Consider the following 13,874-nt stretch of genomic DNA (forward strand, 5'->3'; position numbering starts at 1 on the left):
CAGCACGCCGTTCTCGGTATCAACCTTGTGCACCACCAGGTTCTGGACCGTCACCCGGTCGTTGCCCATCCGGCCGGCCATGCGCGTGCCCTTGAAGACCCGCGCGGGGGTGGCGCAGCCGCCGATGGACCCGGGGCGGCGGTGCACCGCCTGGGCGCCGTGACTGGCGCCCTGCCCGCGGAAGCCGTGCCGCTTCATCGTGCCGGCGAACCCTTTACCCTTCGAGGTCCCCGTCACGTCGACGAAGGCGCCGTCGGCGAAGATCTCGGCCGTCAGCTCCTGGCCGACCTCGTAGTCGGCGGTCGCCTCGGCGTCATCGAGCCGCAACTCGGCCAGATACCGGCGCGGGTTGACGCCCGCGGCCGCGTACTGGCCGGTCACCGGCTTGTTGATCTTGCGGGGGCTGATCTCGCCATAGGCCAACTGCACGGCGCTGTAGCCGTCGCGCTCCGGGGTGCGGATGCGCGTCACCACGTTCGGGCCCGCCTTGACCACGGTCACCGGCACGACCCTGTTGTTCTCGTCGAACACCTGCGTCATCCCGAGCTTGGTACCCAGAATGCCTTTTCTTGCCATGAGCTCTGGATCTCCTACTGGATGTTGACGTCGACACTGGCCGGAAGGTCGATGCGCATCAGGGCGTCAACGGTCTTCGGCGTCGGATCGAGGATGTCGATCAACCGCTTGTGCGTACGCATCTCGAAGTGCTCCCGCGAGTCCTTGTACTTGTGCGGAGAGCGGATGACGCAATACACGTTCTTCTCGGTCGGCAGCGGCACCGGCCCTACGACGCTGGCACCCGTGCGGACGACGGTTTCGACGATCTTGCGCGCCGACGCGTCGATGGCCTCGTGGTCGTAGGCCTTAAGCCTGATGCGGATCTTCTGTCCCGCCACGCCTCTCCCTACCTGATTCCCTCGTGAAGCCCGTGTCCGGGCCTCGTTCGCTTTGAGGTCCGATGTCCGGACCTGGTGCCCTCCGGCGCGCAGCTCGGCCGCCCGATCTCCGGGCCGGCCTAGCGTCGCGCCGGATGCTGCGCCGCTGTTTACCTGTCGTGGTCCACCGACCCCCGCGGTCGGGTGTGTCACCCGCACGCAGCCTCGTGCACGGCCGATTTAGTCGCACTCAAGGATGGGACCGGACGCGCCCGTTCGGGCGCTGGTCGTATGCCCGGCCAGGCGAAAACCTGGCGCAAGGCAACCCGAACAGTATGCCTCAGATCAGGCCCGGGGCAAAATCCCCGGCCCAATCCCGGGCACGCCTCGCGGGAACGCTACCAGCGGCCCGCCCGCGCGCCGGTCAGCGGCGTGTTCGCGGGCCGGGAGGCCGCCTCCGGGCGGGGCCGACCGGAGGCGGCTCAGTCACCCGCCGGTTCCGCGCTCGCCACGCCGGCGCGGCTGTGCGCGCGCTGCACGTGCAGGAACCCGTCGACGGCCGCGCGGGCGCGGTCGCTGTGTCGAAATCGGGCAATGTGCTCAGCCGGCCCAGCACCAGCGCCGGTCAGCAGGGCGATGGCGCGGGACCGGTCCACCTCCCCCAGCTCGGCGGCCTCCGGGCTGTCGAAGACCGCGTCGAACGGTGTCGCGCCCGACCGGCGCCCGCGCCGCCGTGCGGCCTCTTGCACGGATCTCACTTTTCTGGTAACACAAATCTATATCGACAACTGCAGATCATCTCGGCGATTTGGGGTGAATGTGATGTTGATTGACGGCGGACCGTTCCGGGATTCGCTTGTCCCGGTATCGGACTCACCCATCGACCTGCCCGGCGGCCGCCGGGTCGGGCCGGGCCCTTGCCACCGCGCATGGTCGCTCGGCGTAGTCGCATCAGCGAGCGAAGGGAGGTGACCGGCGAAGGCTGATTCATGACAACCAGGTCCATGACACGGCGTCGTGCCGTCCACGCTTTTTGCGACGCATTGTTCGCGCCTGACGCATTCCAGCGCGCGCATCGCCACTCGTCGTGGCCATCTACGTGGAAAGCATGAACGTCGTCACCCTCACCGGCGGGTCGCGCCCGCCCCGGCAACGGTTTGCAGGCGCGGCCCGCCCTTTCCTGGGCGCGGCCGGGTACCCCGGGATTGCCTGCGAATAGGTCGACAGTGTGGGCACCGGCCGGTATGGTCGGCCCAAAAGCCCCCGCGGAACCCGGGTTGCGGGATACCATCCGTTAGGACGCGATTCGACACACGGGGGAAGTGACATGTCATACGTAATCGCGGCACCGGAGCAGGTGACGGCGGCGGCCGCCGACTTGGGCCATCTCGGTTCGACCATCGGCTCGGCGAACGCGGCGGCGATGGGCCCGGCGTCGAGCGTGACCCCGCCCGGTGCCGACGAAGTCTCGGCGAGCATCGCCGCGCTGTTCGACGCGCACGCACAGGCCTACCAGCTACTCAGCGCCCAGGCCGCGGCGTTTCACGACCAGTTCGTGCAGTTGATGAACAGCGGCGCCGCGCAATATGCCATCACCGAGGCGGCCAACGCCTCGCCTCTGCAAACGGCTCACCAGGGCATGCTGAGCACCGCCGTCAACCAGTCCGGTCAGGCCCTGTCGCACGCCCAGCCGGTGATGAGCACGGCCGCGCCGGCGGCTTCGGCGGCCGCTGCGGTGCCGTCGGCGACGGCGAGCCTGGCCGGCGGGACCGCGCCGGCCGCCCCGGTGGCGCCCCTGGCGACCGCGGTTGCGCCGCCTTCCGCGGCGGCGGTGGCGCCCGGCGCGGCGATCTCGGCCGTTCCGGCGGCCTCGGCGGTGTCGGCAAGCGCGCCCGCCCCGCCGATGCAGACCCCGACGCCCGCGTACGCTGCGGCGCCGACGGCCGCGGAGCCGGCGGACGTGCCGTTGGCCGTCAGCGCGCCGGCTGCGGCGCAGGCGGAAGCGTCTGCCGTCGCCCCGGCGACGATGCCGCCGATGCCGGTCGGCACGGGCACGCCGGTAGCCGCGGCCGCCTCGGCGGCCTACTCCCCGGCGACGCCGCCGTATTCCCCGGCGGCGGCCCCCGCTGCTGCCGCGCGCGAGGAGACGGCGGTGGCGGCGGCGCCCGCGGCGCACTGGAACACCGTCGCGGAGTAGTCGGCGCGCCTCACGCGGCGCGCCCGCGGTGGCTCAACCGACGAATTCGGCCGCGCGGTGGCCCAGCATCACGATGGTGGCGTGCGGGCCACGACCCGTGATCGTCGGCAGCACGGAACCGTCGATCACCCACAGATTGCCCACCCCGCGCACCCGGCACCGGGGATCGACGACGGCGTGTGGGTCGTCGTCGGTGCCCATGGGGGCGCTGCCGCACAGATGCTGCGACGTCGACCAAAGGGGCTCCCCGACAGAGGTTGCCGCACTGGCCAATTCGCGGGCCAGTTCGCTGCCCCGGCGCAGCGCCGCGACGTCGTCGGGCTCACTGTCGTAGTGGTGCTCGATGCGAGGGGGTACGCCGGGATCCGGTGAGACCAGGGTTAGGGTCCCGCGGGCCCGCGGCCGCATCAGCGCCACCCCGATGTGTGGCCAGTCGGGATGGCCGGCGCTGCCGTCACCGGTCATGGCAACGAATCCGCCCGTGTAGGGCCGGATCTCGATATCGTCGTTGGTGCTCAGCACCGCCTCGAGCACGGGCCGACCCGGCACGACAGGCCAATCGGTCGGGAGCACCCATTCCGGGTGATCGCTGCAGGACCGCCCCACCGGCAGCGCCGCCACCAACGGCACTCCGGCGGCCCGCAACGACGCCTCGTCTCCGATACCCGAGAGCATCAGCAAGTGTGCCGACTGAATGGCGCCGGCGCACAACACGATTCGCCTCGCCGGCAGCGTCAGCGGGCCCTGCGGGCCGATTGCGTCGACACCGACCGCACTGGTGCCGGCGAATCGCAGTCGCACCGCGCGCGTCCGGTCCAGCAGCGTGAGATTCGGCCGGCCCAGTGCCGGGACCAGGAACCCCGCGCCGGACCCCTTGCGCACGCCGTCGACGATGTTGAGCGGGACGGCACCTACTCCCGAAACTTGACCTGGCCCAACGTCATTGAGGTCTGGAATCCACGCAAACCCGGCGCGCTGCGCGGCGGCGATGAACAGTTCCGTGGCGCCCGCCATCTCCCGGGTGCGCCGAACGGAAATGGGCCCGCTGTCCCCGTGGGCGGGACCGTCGAAATCCAGGTCCGTCTCGATGGCGCGAAAATGACCGAGGACGTCCGACCATGTCCAGCCGGGTATTGCCGCCCGGTCGAAGTCGCGCGGCAACCCGCGGCAGAAGTAACCCCCGTTGACCGCACCCGAACCGCCGACCGTGGCGCCGCGCACGATCGGCATCCGGCGCACGGGCCGATCGGTCAGGCGGGTCTGGTAGCGCTGCACCAGCGGGCTGCCCGCGCCGATCGGCAGCTGCATCCCGTTGGTGGTCAGCGCCAGCAGCGCCGGGTCGGCGAGCGCCGGCCCCGCCTCGAGGACGGTGACGGTGCAGCCCGAGTCGGCGGACAGGCGCTCGGCGACCACCGAACCGGCGCTGCCCGCACCGACGATCAGCACGTCGCTGTGCGGGGCCGTTGCGGTCACGACGGCGGGTAACCGGGACCAGCCGCGACCGGCATCGGGTGACACGCACCGGAGCAGCTGGAAATCCCGTCGTAACCAACACATCCGGCGAGCGAGAGGGGCCGGGGCCGGCCGTCCCGCACGCCGGCCAACCGAGCGCGCGGCACTAGCTGCGGATCTGCGGCTTGAGCGCGCGCAGGTTGCGTTCCCGGAACACGCCCCACCACAGGCCCAGACCGTAGGCCAGGTCGTCCACGCGCTTGAGCAGCAGGTAGGTCAGCAGACCGATCGGTTCGGCATCCTCGTCGGTGGCGTCTCGGCGGCGCAGCCAGTCCACCACGCCGTCCATGACCGCCGCGACCACCACGACGCGTCTGCAGTGGCGCGATGTCAGCGCCGCGAACAACGCCAGGGGCCAATAGTGCCGGCACACCGCCGAGGCCAACTGCAGCGCCGCCGACCACAGGCCGCGGGCCGCGATCACCAGCACATCACCCGCCGACGTCTCGACGCTGCGCATGGCCATCGCGATCCGCCGGCCGGTCAGCAGGGCGATCGCGACCGAGGCCAGCCGGCCGGCGCTGGTCCCGAGCGCCATCGCGATCCAGGCGGTCAGCGCCCAGCCCGAAATGACCACCGGTGCCGTCTTGTCCGGGTGGCGCACCGACAGCGGTGCGGCCGACCCGCCGTAGAACGCCTTGCGCGCCAGCCAATCCCGAAGTTGGGTGCGGTGGTCGTGGGCGACCAGCGCGATCGGCTCGTAGCGCAGCCGGGCACCCGCCTCGATGAGGCGCCAGCACAGGTCGACGTCCTCACCGGACTGCATCGTCTCGTCGAACCCGCCGACCTCGCGGATGGCCGAACAGCGGCAGATGATCGCGGCGCTGGGGACATAGGACACCGTGCTGTGGGGCAGCACCGGCGCCTCCCGCTCGCCGAGGTCGAGCGAGGAGTGCACCGCCTCGTAGCGCGCCACGACGTTCTCGCTGTGCGCCAGGCCGACGATGCGCGGCGCAACGAGGGCGACGGTGGGATCGCAGAAGTGACCGAGCAGCGCCTCCAGCCAGCCGCGGCGCGGCGCGACGTCGGAGTCCAGGAACGCAACGAACTCGGTCTCGCAGGCCGCCAGCCCCGTGTTGCGTGCCGCCGCCGGCCCCTTGGCGCGCGGGTGGCGCAGCACCTCGACGTCGCAGTCGGCACCGGCGAAGTCGTCGGGCCCAAGGGGCTGGAACGAACCGTCGTCGACGACGATGACGCGCATCCCGCGGAGCGAACTGACCAGACGCCGTACTCCAACGACATTGTCGCGCACCGGAATAACCACGGTGACGTCGCGGTGCGACGGGCCGCCGGCGGGCCGGGGATGGGCCACCGTGGCGTCCAGCAGGGTGCGGGCCAACTGGGCGCTGACGTCGTCGCGTACCTTCAGCCGGCCATCGGAGAGCATGTGCTGGGCGGCGGGGGCCAGCTTGAGCAGCCGGGTCGGCGAACCACCGAGCAGCGCCGAACCGTCGCCGAGCACCCGCACGCGGCGATCGACCTGAACGGCGAACCCGTCCGGCAGCCGGGGCTGGCTCATGTCAGCATCCCGTCGGCGCCCGGCCGCCACCGGGCAACGCGGCGCACGCACCCGTCGACCATCTCCGCGAGAAGGCGCTTCCCCTCGCTCTCGGTCGCTGTCGTCGGATCGCCCAGGACGCCCACCGGGCTGACGGCCGCCACTCCACCCCGGCGCATCGAGGGCAGCAACTCGGCCAGCGGTGCGTCGTTGCCCGGCAGCCACCGGTCGGTCCGCACCTCGGCGGGGCAGATGTGCAGCAACACCGATGTCTCGGTGTGGCCGGCGTGGGGGTCGGCGCCCGCGGCGGCGCACGGAACCCACCCGGCGTCGCGACCCTCGGCGCGCAGCCGGCCCAGCGCGGCATCCAGGGCGGCGACGTTGCCGCCGTGGCCGTTGACGAAGACCAGGCGCCGGGCCCAGCAGGTGGCCGACCTGCCGTACTCGAGAAGCAGCAGCGTGAGTGCCTCGGTGCCGATGGAGACCGTCCCCGCGAAGCTCTGGTGCTCGCCGCTGGCGCCGTAGGCGATGGCCGGTGCGACCAGCCATTCCCGGCCGAGAAGCGCCCGGGCCTTCGCCGCAACCGCGGCCGCGATGCGGGTGTCGGTGTCCAGGGGCAGGTGCGGGCCGTGCTGTTCGGTGGACCCCACCGGGATCAGCAGCGACGGGGTGAACAGCTGGCTCGACGTCGCACTTCCAAGTTCGCCGAGTACGGGCACTCGCCGATGGTAAGGCCAATTCACCTGGTGTGCACCAATTGTTGTCCCCTGAAAACAATTTTTTCCTGGGGCGTTCATCGAACGCCCCGATTTTCAGGACTCGTGCGTCACGGTTGCCTCGCAGGTACCAGGAACCTCACCCCGCCGGGGGCTGGTCGGGGGCGGCGGGCGGCACCCCCAGCGCCCGGCCGAACCCGGCCGGGACCAGGACGTCGTCGGCGCTCAGGTCGTGCACCGAGGCGTGCCCCAGCCCCATCAGCGCCGAGTCGATCCCCCCGCGCAGGATGTCAAGGACGTTCTCGACGCCGGGCTCACCGGCCGCGGCCAGACCCCACAGGTAGGCCCGCCCGATCATCACCGCCCGTGCCCCCAGCGCCACCGCCTTGACGACGTCGCTCCCGCGCCGGATGCCACCGTCGAGAAGCACCTCGACCTGATCGCCGACCGCCGCCGCCACCGCGGGTAGGGCGCGAATCGACGCCGGCGTGCCGTCCAGGTTGTTGCCGCCGTGGTTGGACACAGAGATCGCCGAGACGCCCGCGTCGACAGCCCTTTTGGCATCGTCGACGCGCATGACGCCCTTGAGCATGAACGGTCCGTCCCACAGTTCGCGCAGCCACGCGATGTCGTCCCAGGTCGGCGGTGGAGTGCCCATCCATTCCCCGTAGGCGTTGAAGAACAAGGGGCCGGGCTCGCCGCGGCGACCCTGGTTGGGCACCCGCAAATCCGGCGGCCGCAGTGTCTTGCCGAACATGTATAGCCACCGCGGCCGCACGATCGCCTCCGGGGACAACCGCAGGGTGGTCAACAGATTCATGTTCTCGGGAATCGAGGGGCTCCCCCAGTCGCGCCCGTGTGAGAACGTCCAGTCGGTGGTGACGATCAGGCCGACCGCCCCGGCCGCACGCGCCCGTTCCACCCGCTCGGCGATGGCGTCGCGCCCGCCCAGCCAGTAGACCTGGAAGAACAGCTTGGGGTTGACGGCGATGACGTCCTCGATCGGCTTACTGGCGAACGAGGAGAGCCCCATCGCGGTGCCCCGGGCCGCCGCGGCCCGCGCCACCGCGACTTCACCGTCGGGGTGGACCGCTTGCACACCGGTCGGCGAAATAATGACGGGCAGCGAAATCTCCTGCCCCATAACGGTGGTCGACAAGTCGCGTTTTGCTTGCGCACCGACGACGTGCGGCGCGAAGCCGAGTTCACTGAAAGCCGCGACGTTGTCGGAGACCGTGATTCCCTTTTCGCTGGCCGAGATCAGCGACGAATAGACGGATTTCGGGAGCCGGCGCTTGGCGCGTTCCTGGGCGATGGCGACCGTTTCGAACCACTTGGCCATCACTACACCGGGCTTTCTTCGCACAGGCGCGCCGGCGGCCGCGCGCTCAGCGTGAGCGGGACCGGCCCGCTCCGGGAATGGTCGGCCCGCGGGCGCGGCGTCTCACGGACGCCGGCCAGCGCCGGCTCGCCGTGACCCTGGACGCATTCGGGGTCCGGGCCGTCCATCGGCAGGCCGGTGAAGAACTTGGCCGCCATGCAGCCGCCCCGGCAGCTGTCGTAGTGCCCACAGCTGCCACAGGCGCCCGCGGACTGCGGTTCGCGCAGCTCACGAAACAGGGCGGCGTTCTTCCAGACGTTGTCGAATCCCCCGTCGGACAGCACGTTCCCGGCCAGGAAGCGGTCATGGATGGCGAACGGGCAGGCGTACACGTCGCCCACCGGGTCGATCAGGCACACCGCCCGGCCGGCCCCACACATGTTCAGCCCGGCCAGGGCGCCGGAGGCGCCCAGCGGCGACAGGTGGAAGAAGGAGTCACCCGTGAGCACCCGCTCGCCCTTGGCGACCAGCCAGTCGTAGAGCGCGACCTGCTGGGCGGCGGTGGGGTGCAGTTCGTCCCAGACGTCGGCGCCGCGCCCCGACGGCCGCAGCCGGGTGATCCGCAGCGTGGCGCCGTAGCGGCCGGCCAGCGCGGCGAACTCGTCGAGCTGGCCGACGTTGTGGCGGGTGACGACGACCGAGATCTTCGCGCCCCCGTTCTGGGAGAACCCGGCATCGGCCAGGTTCTCCAGCGCCCGCACCGCCATCGCGAACGACCCGGGACCGCGGACGGCGTCGTTGACCTCGGCGGTGGCGCCGTCCAGCGAGATCTGGACGTCGACGTAGTCACTGGCCGCCAATCGGGTGGCGACCTCCGGGGTGATCCGGACCCCGTTGGTGGAGAACTTCACCCCGACGTGATGCGCGGTGGCGTAGTCGACCAGCTCCCAGAAGTCCGGGCGCACCGTGGGTTCCCCGCCGCCGATGTTGACGTAGAACACCTGCATGCGTTCCAGCTCGTCGATGATGTCCATGCACTGGCGCGTGGACAGCTCGCGCGGGTCGCGCTTGCCCGACGACGAAAGGCAGTGCACGCAGGCGAGATTGCACGCGTACGTCAGTTCCCAGGTCAGGCAGATGGGCGCGTCCAGGCCGCTTTCGAACTGCTCGATGAGCCGGGGCACGGTGGCGGTCACGGAACCTCCTGGGGTATCAACATCTTCGAATCGGCCAGCACGCCCAGCGCTTGCAGATACGGCGCCTCCCCGGCGACGTCCACGCCCGCCGCGCGGCAGGCGGAGTGAACGTCGGGGTGTTCGGCCAGCGACCGCACCACCGTGAGGATGGTGCGGTTCTTCAGAAAGGACAGCTTGCGGGTGCCGAAGTGGTAGAGCAGCGCGCCGAACGACTCCGGGCGGACCGCCACCTGCGGGTGCAGCCGCCAGCCGAGGTCTGGGTCGAACACGGGGTCAGTAGACCCCGCACATCCCGTCGATGGACACCTCTTCGACCAGGGTCTCGGTGACGAGTTCGGTGTCGGTGTGGGTCTCGTGGTCCACGGGGCTTGCCTTTCGCCGGTTCTTGACAACGATGAGTTGAGTCACAATCGTCGCCAGAATATGGCATCGAGTGCCGAAATGGAAGGGCGGGTCCGACGATGCCGCAGTCCCGGGTCGGCCGGCGCCGCTCGACGACCCCGCACCACATCACCGACGTCGCCATCGAACTGTTCACCGCGCGCGGCTTCGCCGAGGTCAGCGTCGACGACGTCGCCCAGGCCGCCGGCATCGCGCGCCGCACGGTGTTTCGCTACTACGCCTCCAAGAACGCGATCCCCTGGGGCGATTTCGACACCCACCTTGCGCACCTGCGCGACCTGCTCGACGGCGCCGACCGGTCGGCGCCGCTGGGCGAGACGCTGCGGGCGGCGCTGCTGGCGTTCAACACCTTCGACGCCTCGGAGACCGCACGGCACCGCCAGCGGATGCGGGTCATCCTGGAAACTGCGGAGCTGCAAGCGTATTCGATGACGATGTACGCCGGCTGGCGGGAGGTGATCGCCGGGTTCGTGGCCCGCCGGCTGGGCGCCAAGGTGACTGACCTGCTGCCCCAGACCGTCGCCTGGACGATGCTCGGGGTGGCGCTGGCCGCCTACGAGCACTGGCTGGCCGACGAGTCGGTGCCGCTGCCCGTGGCGCTGGGCAACGCCTTCGACGCGGTCGGCGCCGGGCTGGCAAGGCTGGGCACGTGACCCCCGGGCGCCTGCCGCACACGTTGCGGGCCCAGGGTCGCTTCTGCACCGAGCTGGGCTCCCCGATGTACGGCGAGCTGCTGGAACTGGTGGCCCGCGACGTCGAATCCGGCGGCGTGTTCGCGACCGTGCTGGCCGGACACGAAAGCGACCCGTCGCGCGACGCGCTGCCGCTACGGCTGCTCGGCGCGCTGCACCGGCTGGTTCTCGACGGCCGCGCGCCCGCGTTGCGCCGCTGGTACCCCAGCACCGGCGGCGCGTGGGCAGCCGATGCCGCCTGGCCCGATATCGCGCTCGCCGCGGCCGGCCACGTCGACGCGCTGCGGGCCGGCCTGCAGCGACCGCCCCAGACCAACGAGGTCGGCCGGTCCGCCGCGCTGCTCGGCGCGCTGTTGTGCATCGGCCACGAATCGGGCATGCCGATAAGGCTTTTCGAGATCGGCACGAGCGCGGGCCTGAACCTGCGCGCTGACCGCTACCGCTACCGCTTCGCGGGCAGGCAGTGGGGACCGGCGGACTCGCCGGTGACGATCGACGACGCCTGGCGCGGCCGGCCGCCGCCCCTGCGCGCGGTCGACATCGTCGAACGCCACGGATACGACATCGCCCCCGTCGACGTCGGCGCAGCCGACGCGGAAACGACCCTGTTGAGCTACGTCTGGCCCGACCAAGGCGCCCGGCTGGACCGGCTGCGCGCCGCCATCGCGGTCGCCCGCGCCGTTCCGGCGCGCCTGGAGCGCCGCACCGCGGCCGACGCCGTCGCGGGCCTGACGCCGGCCGACGGCGCGCTGACGGTGCTGTGGCATTCGATCGTCTGGCAGTACCTGAGCGCCGACGAGCGCCGGGCGGTACGCGAGGGGGTAAGCGCGCTGGCCGATCGTGCCGACGAGCGTGCGCCGTTCGCCCACCTCACCATGGAACCCGCGCGCGACTGGTCCGGCTCCGGGTTCCGGTTCCTGGTGCGGGGGCGCCGCTGGCCCGGTGGCCGGCTCGCGGTCCTGGGGCAGTGCCATCCGCACGGCGCACCCGTGACCTGGCACTAGGACCACCAGCGAGCGCGAAAGCCGCGCGCTAGCCGAGCATTTCGGAGATGGCCGCACCGGCGGCGATCTTGGCGCGAACCTTCATCACCTTGCCGGGCATGCCGCCGCCGACCACCCCGACCAGCACCCCGTCGCGTTCGTAGTAGGCGAGGAACTTGCGGCCGTCGTCCTCGACGAGGTGGACGGTGTCGGTGGCCTGCGGCTCCCCCAGGCATTGGATCTTGACGTCGTACTGGTCGCTCCAGAAGTACGGGACGACGACCGTCGCGGGCGCCTCCCGGCCCAGCATCGCCGGCACCACGACCCGGGTCTGGTCGGCCACGTTGCTCCAATGCTCAACGCGCGCTTGTTGTCCCGTCGCATCGCGCCACGAGGCAACGTCGCCGAGCGCCCACACGTTCGGCGCGGTCGTGCGACCGGTCGCGTCGCAGATCACGCCGTTGTCCACCTCGACGCCGCTGCCGGCCAGCCAGTCCGTGGCCGGACGCGATCCGATGCCGACGACCACCAGGTCGGCGGGCAGTTCGGTGCCGTCGGTCAGTACCACGGCCTCGACGTGGCCCTGCCCGCGCACCTCGGCCACGGTCACCCCGAGGCGCACGTCGACCCCCTCGTCCCGGTGCAGCCGGGCCACCAGTTCGCCGATCCGCTCGCCGAGCACCGACGCCAGCGGCGTCGGCTGCGGCTCGACCAGCACCACGTCGACCCCGAGGCTACGCAGGCTGGCCGCGACCTCGCAGCCGATGAAGCCGGCGCCGACGATCACTGCGTGCCGGGCCTGCGAGGCGTGCTCGCGCAGCGCCATGCTCTCGTCGAACGAACGCAGCACGCGAATGCCCTCGAGGTCTCCGAACGCCGGGATGCGCCGCGGCACCAGGCCGGTCGCGATCACGAGCTCGTCGTAGCCGACGACCGTCCCGTCGGCCAGCGTCACCGTCTGCGCCGCGGTGTCGAGGGCGGTGGCGGCCGAGCCGAGCCGCAGCGTGATCTCGTTCTCGTCGTACCACTCGCGCGGCTTGAGCGCGACGTCGTCGGCCTCCTTGCGCAGCACCTCTTTGGACAACGGCGGGCGGTCGTAGGGCACGTGCACCTCGTCGCTGACGATCGTGATGCGCCCGGCGTATTCCGACCGGCGCAGTTGCTCGGCCGTCCGGGCGGCGGCCAGCCCGCCCCCGACGATCACGATGCCCTGTTCAGTCACGTGGTGTTCTTACCACGTTCGCCGATCAGTACTTCAAGGCGCCCTTGTCGACGTTGATCTGCGTGCCCGACAGGGTGCCGGCGCCGTCGCCGGCGAGCCAGACCACCACATCGGACACCTCGTCGGCCGTCATGAAGCCCTTGGGCTGCAACGGCATTGGCGGGTAGCTCGGCAGGAAGCCGGGATGCTTGGCGAAGAGCTGCATCATCGCTTCCGGCTCGATCATCGGGGTGTCGACCGAATACGGGTGGATGGAGTTGACGCGGATGCCGTACTCCCCCACCTCGATCGCCAGCGTGTTGGTCAGCGCGGTCAGGCCGAACTTGCTCGCCGAGTAGTGCCCGTTGCCGGGCGTGGCCTTGACCCCCGCCGCCGAGCTGACGACGACGATCGAGCCACCGTTGCCGGCCGCGATCATCGCGGGGATCGTGGCGCGCAGGGTGCGCCACGTGCCGGTCAGGTTGACCCCGATGACGGTGTCCCACTCCTCGTCGGTGAGCTCCCAGACCCGGCCCCAGCCCAGCACCCCGGCGTTGGCCACCAGCACGTCGAGCCGGCCGAACTGCTCGACACCGTCTGCCACCAGCTGCCGCAGCGCGGCGTCGTCGCGGATGTCGGCCTCGCGGGCGAGTACCTTGCGGCCCTCGGCCTGCACCAGGCGGACCGTTTCGGCGAGGTCCTCCGGCGTGGCCGCCGGGTAAGTCAGTCCGGGCGAGGCCGGCGCGCAGATGTCGAGCGCGATGATGTCCGCACCCTCGGCGGCCAGGCGCACCGCGTGCGACCGGCCCTGGCCGCGCGCCGCTCCGGTAACGAACGCCACCCGGCCCTGCAGTGATCCCGCCACGTCTGTCCCTTTCGCCGCCCTGTCGCAGCAGCCAGGCTAGCAGCGAAACTGGAGCCCAGCCCGAGGGCGACGTAGACGACCAGAAAGATCGGCCCCACCAGGCCGCCGCACAGCAGGACCACCAACTGTGCCTTCAGGTAGCGCGCCGGCATCACCGCCTCCCCACAACGCGCGTATCGATCGTGTGGGGTTAGCGCGCGACGCGAAACGGCGCCCACCCTTTCGGATGGGCGCCGCTGCGCTACTGGACTACTTGTTGATCTTGACGACCCGGCCAGCGCCGACGGTGCGGCCACCCTCACGGATCGCGAACCGCAGCCCCTCGTCCATGGCGACGGGCTGGATCAGCTTCACCGAGATGTTGGTGTTGTCACCGGGCATCACCATCTCGGTGCCCTCCGGCAGCGTCACCACAC

At 71.0% G+C, this 13,874-nt stretch carries 15 protein-coding genes and 2 pseudogenes; 3 read left to right on the forward strand and 14 right to left on the reverse strand.

What is annotated here, in order from left to right; translation table 11 throughout:
• The 3 genes and pseudogenes from rplC to AC2VOR_RS00420 all read right to left on the reverse strand — a co-directional run.
• Nucleotides 1-576 (reverse strand): 50S ribosomal protein L3 (rplC, locus tag AC2VOR_RS00410; RefSeq protein ID WP_486962993.1); only part of this gene is annotated, 576 nt, incomplete at its 3' end.
• A gap of 14 nt (nt 577-590) precedes the next feature.
• The gene (gene rpsJ, locus AC2VOR_RS00415; RefSeq protein ID WP_003873519.1) at nt 591-896 is read right to left on the reverse strand and encodes a 30S ribosomal protein S10; all 306 of its coding nucleotides are present in this window, start codon (nt 894-896) and stop codon (nt 591-593) included.
• Between the two features lie 461 nt (nt 897-1,357).
• Nucleotides 1,358-1,609, reverse strand: a pseudogene (locus AC2VOR_RS00420) (TetR/AcrR family transcriptional regulator); the annotation flags it as partial.
• A gap of 593 nt (nt 1,610-2,202) precedes the next feature.
• Here AC2VOR_RS00420 and AC2VOR_RS00425 point away from each other — a divergent pair.
• Nucleotides 2,203-3,072: a PE family protein gene (locus AC2VOR_RS00425; RefSeq protein ID WP_369740615.1), complete on the forward strand. Its 870-nt coding sequence runs from the start codon at nt 2,203-2,205 to the stop codon at nt 3,070-3,072.
• A gap of 33 nt (nt 3,073-3,105) precedes the next feature.
• Here AC2VOR_RS00425 and mftG read toward each other — a convergent pair whose 3' ends face one another.
• The 7 genes from mftG to mftA form a co-directional block, all read right to left on the reverse strand.
• Nucleotides 3,106-4,545: a mycofactocin dehydrogenase MftG gene (gene mftG / locus AC2VOR_RS00430; protein WP_486962994.1), complete on the reverse strand. Its 1,440-nt coding sequence runs from the start codon at nt 4,543-4,545 to the stop codon at nt 3,106-3,108.
• Nucleotides 4,546-4,690: 145 nt separating this feature from the next.
• The gene (mftF, locus tag AC2VOR_RS00435) at nt 4,691-6,103 is read right to left on the reverse strand and encodes a mycofactocin biosynthesis glycosyltransferase MftF (RefSeq protein WP_369740619.1); all 1,413 of its coding nucleotides are present in this window, start codon (nt 6,101-6,103) and stop codon (nt 4,691-4,693) included.
• On the reverse strand, nt 6,100-6,825 hold the full coding sequence (gene mftE / locus AC2VOR_RS00440) for a mycofactocin biosynthesis peptidyl-dipeptidase MftE (RefSeq protein WP_369740620.1): 726 nt from the start codon (nt 6,823-6,825) through the stop codon (nt 6,100-6,102). The genes mftF and mftE overlap by 4 nt, the downstream gene beginning before the upstream one ends.
• A 112-nt stretch (nt 6,826-6,937) precedes the next feature.
• Nucleotides 6,938-8,140 carry a pre-mycofactocin synthase MftD gene (gene mftD, locus AC2VOR_RS00445; protein ID WP_486962995.1) on the reverse strand — a complete coding sequence of 401 codons (1,203 nt, stop codon included), beginning with the start codon at nt 8,138-8,140 and terminating at the stop codon, nt 6,938-6,940.
• Nucleotides 8,141-8,142: 2 nt separating this feature from the next.
• On the reverse strand, nt 8,143-9,315 hold the full coding sequence (gene mftC, locus AC2VOR_RS00450; protein WP_486962996.1) for a mycofactocin radical SAM maturase: 1,173 nt from the start codon (nt 9,313-9,315) through the stop codon (nt 8,143-8,145).
• Nucleotides 9,312-9,584: a mycofactocin biosynthesis chaperone MftB gene (gene mftB, locus AC2VOR_RS00455; RefSeq protein WP_369740624.1), complete on the reverse strand. Its 273-nt coding sequence runs from the start codon at nt 9,582-9,584 to the stop codon at nt 9,312-9,314. Before mftB ends, mftC begins: the two co-directional genes overlap by 4 nt.
• Nucleotides 9,585-9,588: 4 nt before the next feature.
• Nucleotides 9,589-9,678 carry a mycofactocin precursor MftA gene (mftA, locus tag AC2VOR_RS00460; RefSeq protein ID WP_144951011.1) on the reverse strand — a complete coding sequence of 30 codons (90 nt, stop codon included), beginning with the start codon at nt 9,676-9,678 and terminating at the stop codon, nt 9,589-9,591.
• Between the two features lie 98 nt (nt 9,679-9,776).
• On the opposite strand from mftA, the gene mftR reads away from it, so the two are divergent.
• Together mftR and AC2VOR_RS00470 are read left to right on the forward strand one after the other, a co-directional pair.
• The gene (gene mftR, locus AC2VOR_RS00465; protein ID WP_369740626.1) at nt 9,777-10,370 is read left to right on the forward strand and encodes a mycofactocin system transcriptional regulator; all 594 of its coding nucleotides are present in this window, start codon (nt 9,777-9,779) and stop codon (nt 10,368-10,370) included.
• Nucleotides 10,367-11,413, forward strand: coding sequence for a DUF2332 domain-containing protein (locus AC2VOR_RS00470; RefSeq protein ID WP_486962997.1), 1,047 nt, complete (start codon nt 10,367-10,369; stop codon nt 11,411-11,413). Before mftR ends, AC2VOR_RS00470 begins: the two co-directional genes overlap by 4 nt.
• 28 nt (nt 11,414-11,441) lie before the next feature.
• Here AC2VOR_RS00470 and AC2VOR_RS00475 read toward each other — a convergent pair whose 3' ends face one another.
• From AC2VOR_RS00475 to AC2VOR_RS00490, 4 genes and pseudogenes are all read right to left on the reverse strand, one after another.
• Nucleotides 11,442-12,614 (reverse strand): NAD(P)/FAD-dependent oxidoreductase, encoded by a 1,173-nt coding sequence (locus AC2VOR_RS00475; protein ID WP_369740629.1) that lies wholly within the window; start codon nt 12,612-12,614, stop codon nt 11,442-11,444.
• 25 nt (nt 12,615-12,639) lie between these two features.
• Entirely contained in the window at nt 12,640-13,458 is an 819-nt protein-coding gene (locus AC2VOR_RS00480; RefSeq protein WP_486962998.1) for a mycofactocin-coupled SDR family oxidoreductase, read from the reverse strand.
• A gap of 50 nt (nt 13,459-13,508) precedes the next feature.
• Nucleotides 13,509-13,610 (reverse strand): annotated as a pseudogene (locus AC2VOR_RS00485) (SHOCT domain-containing protein); the annotation flags it as partial.
• A 97-nt stretch (nt 13,611-13,707) separates the two neighbouring features.
• On the reverse strand, nt 13,708-13,874 hold a 167-nt coding region (locus tag AC2VOR_RS00490; RefSeq protein WP_486962999.1), incomplete at its 5' end, for an EF-Tu C-terminal domain-related protein.

Source organism: Mycobacterium sp. TH-M103 (assembly GCF_057473785.1).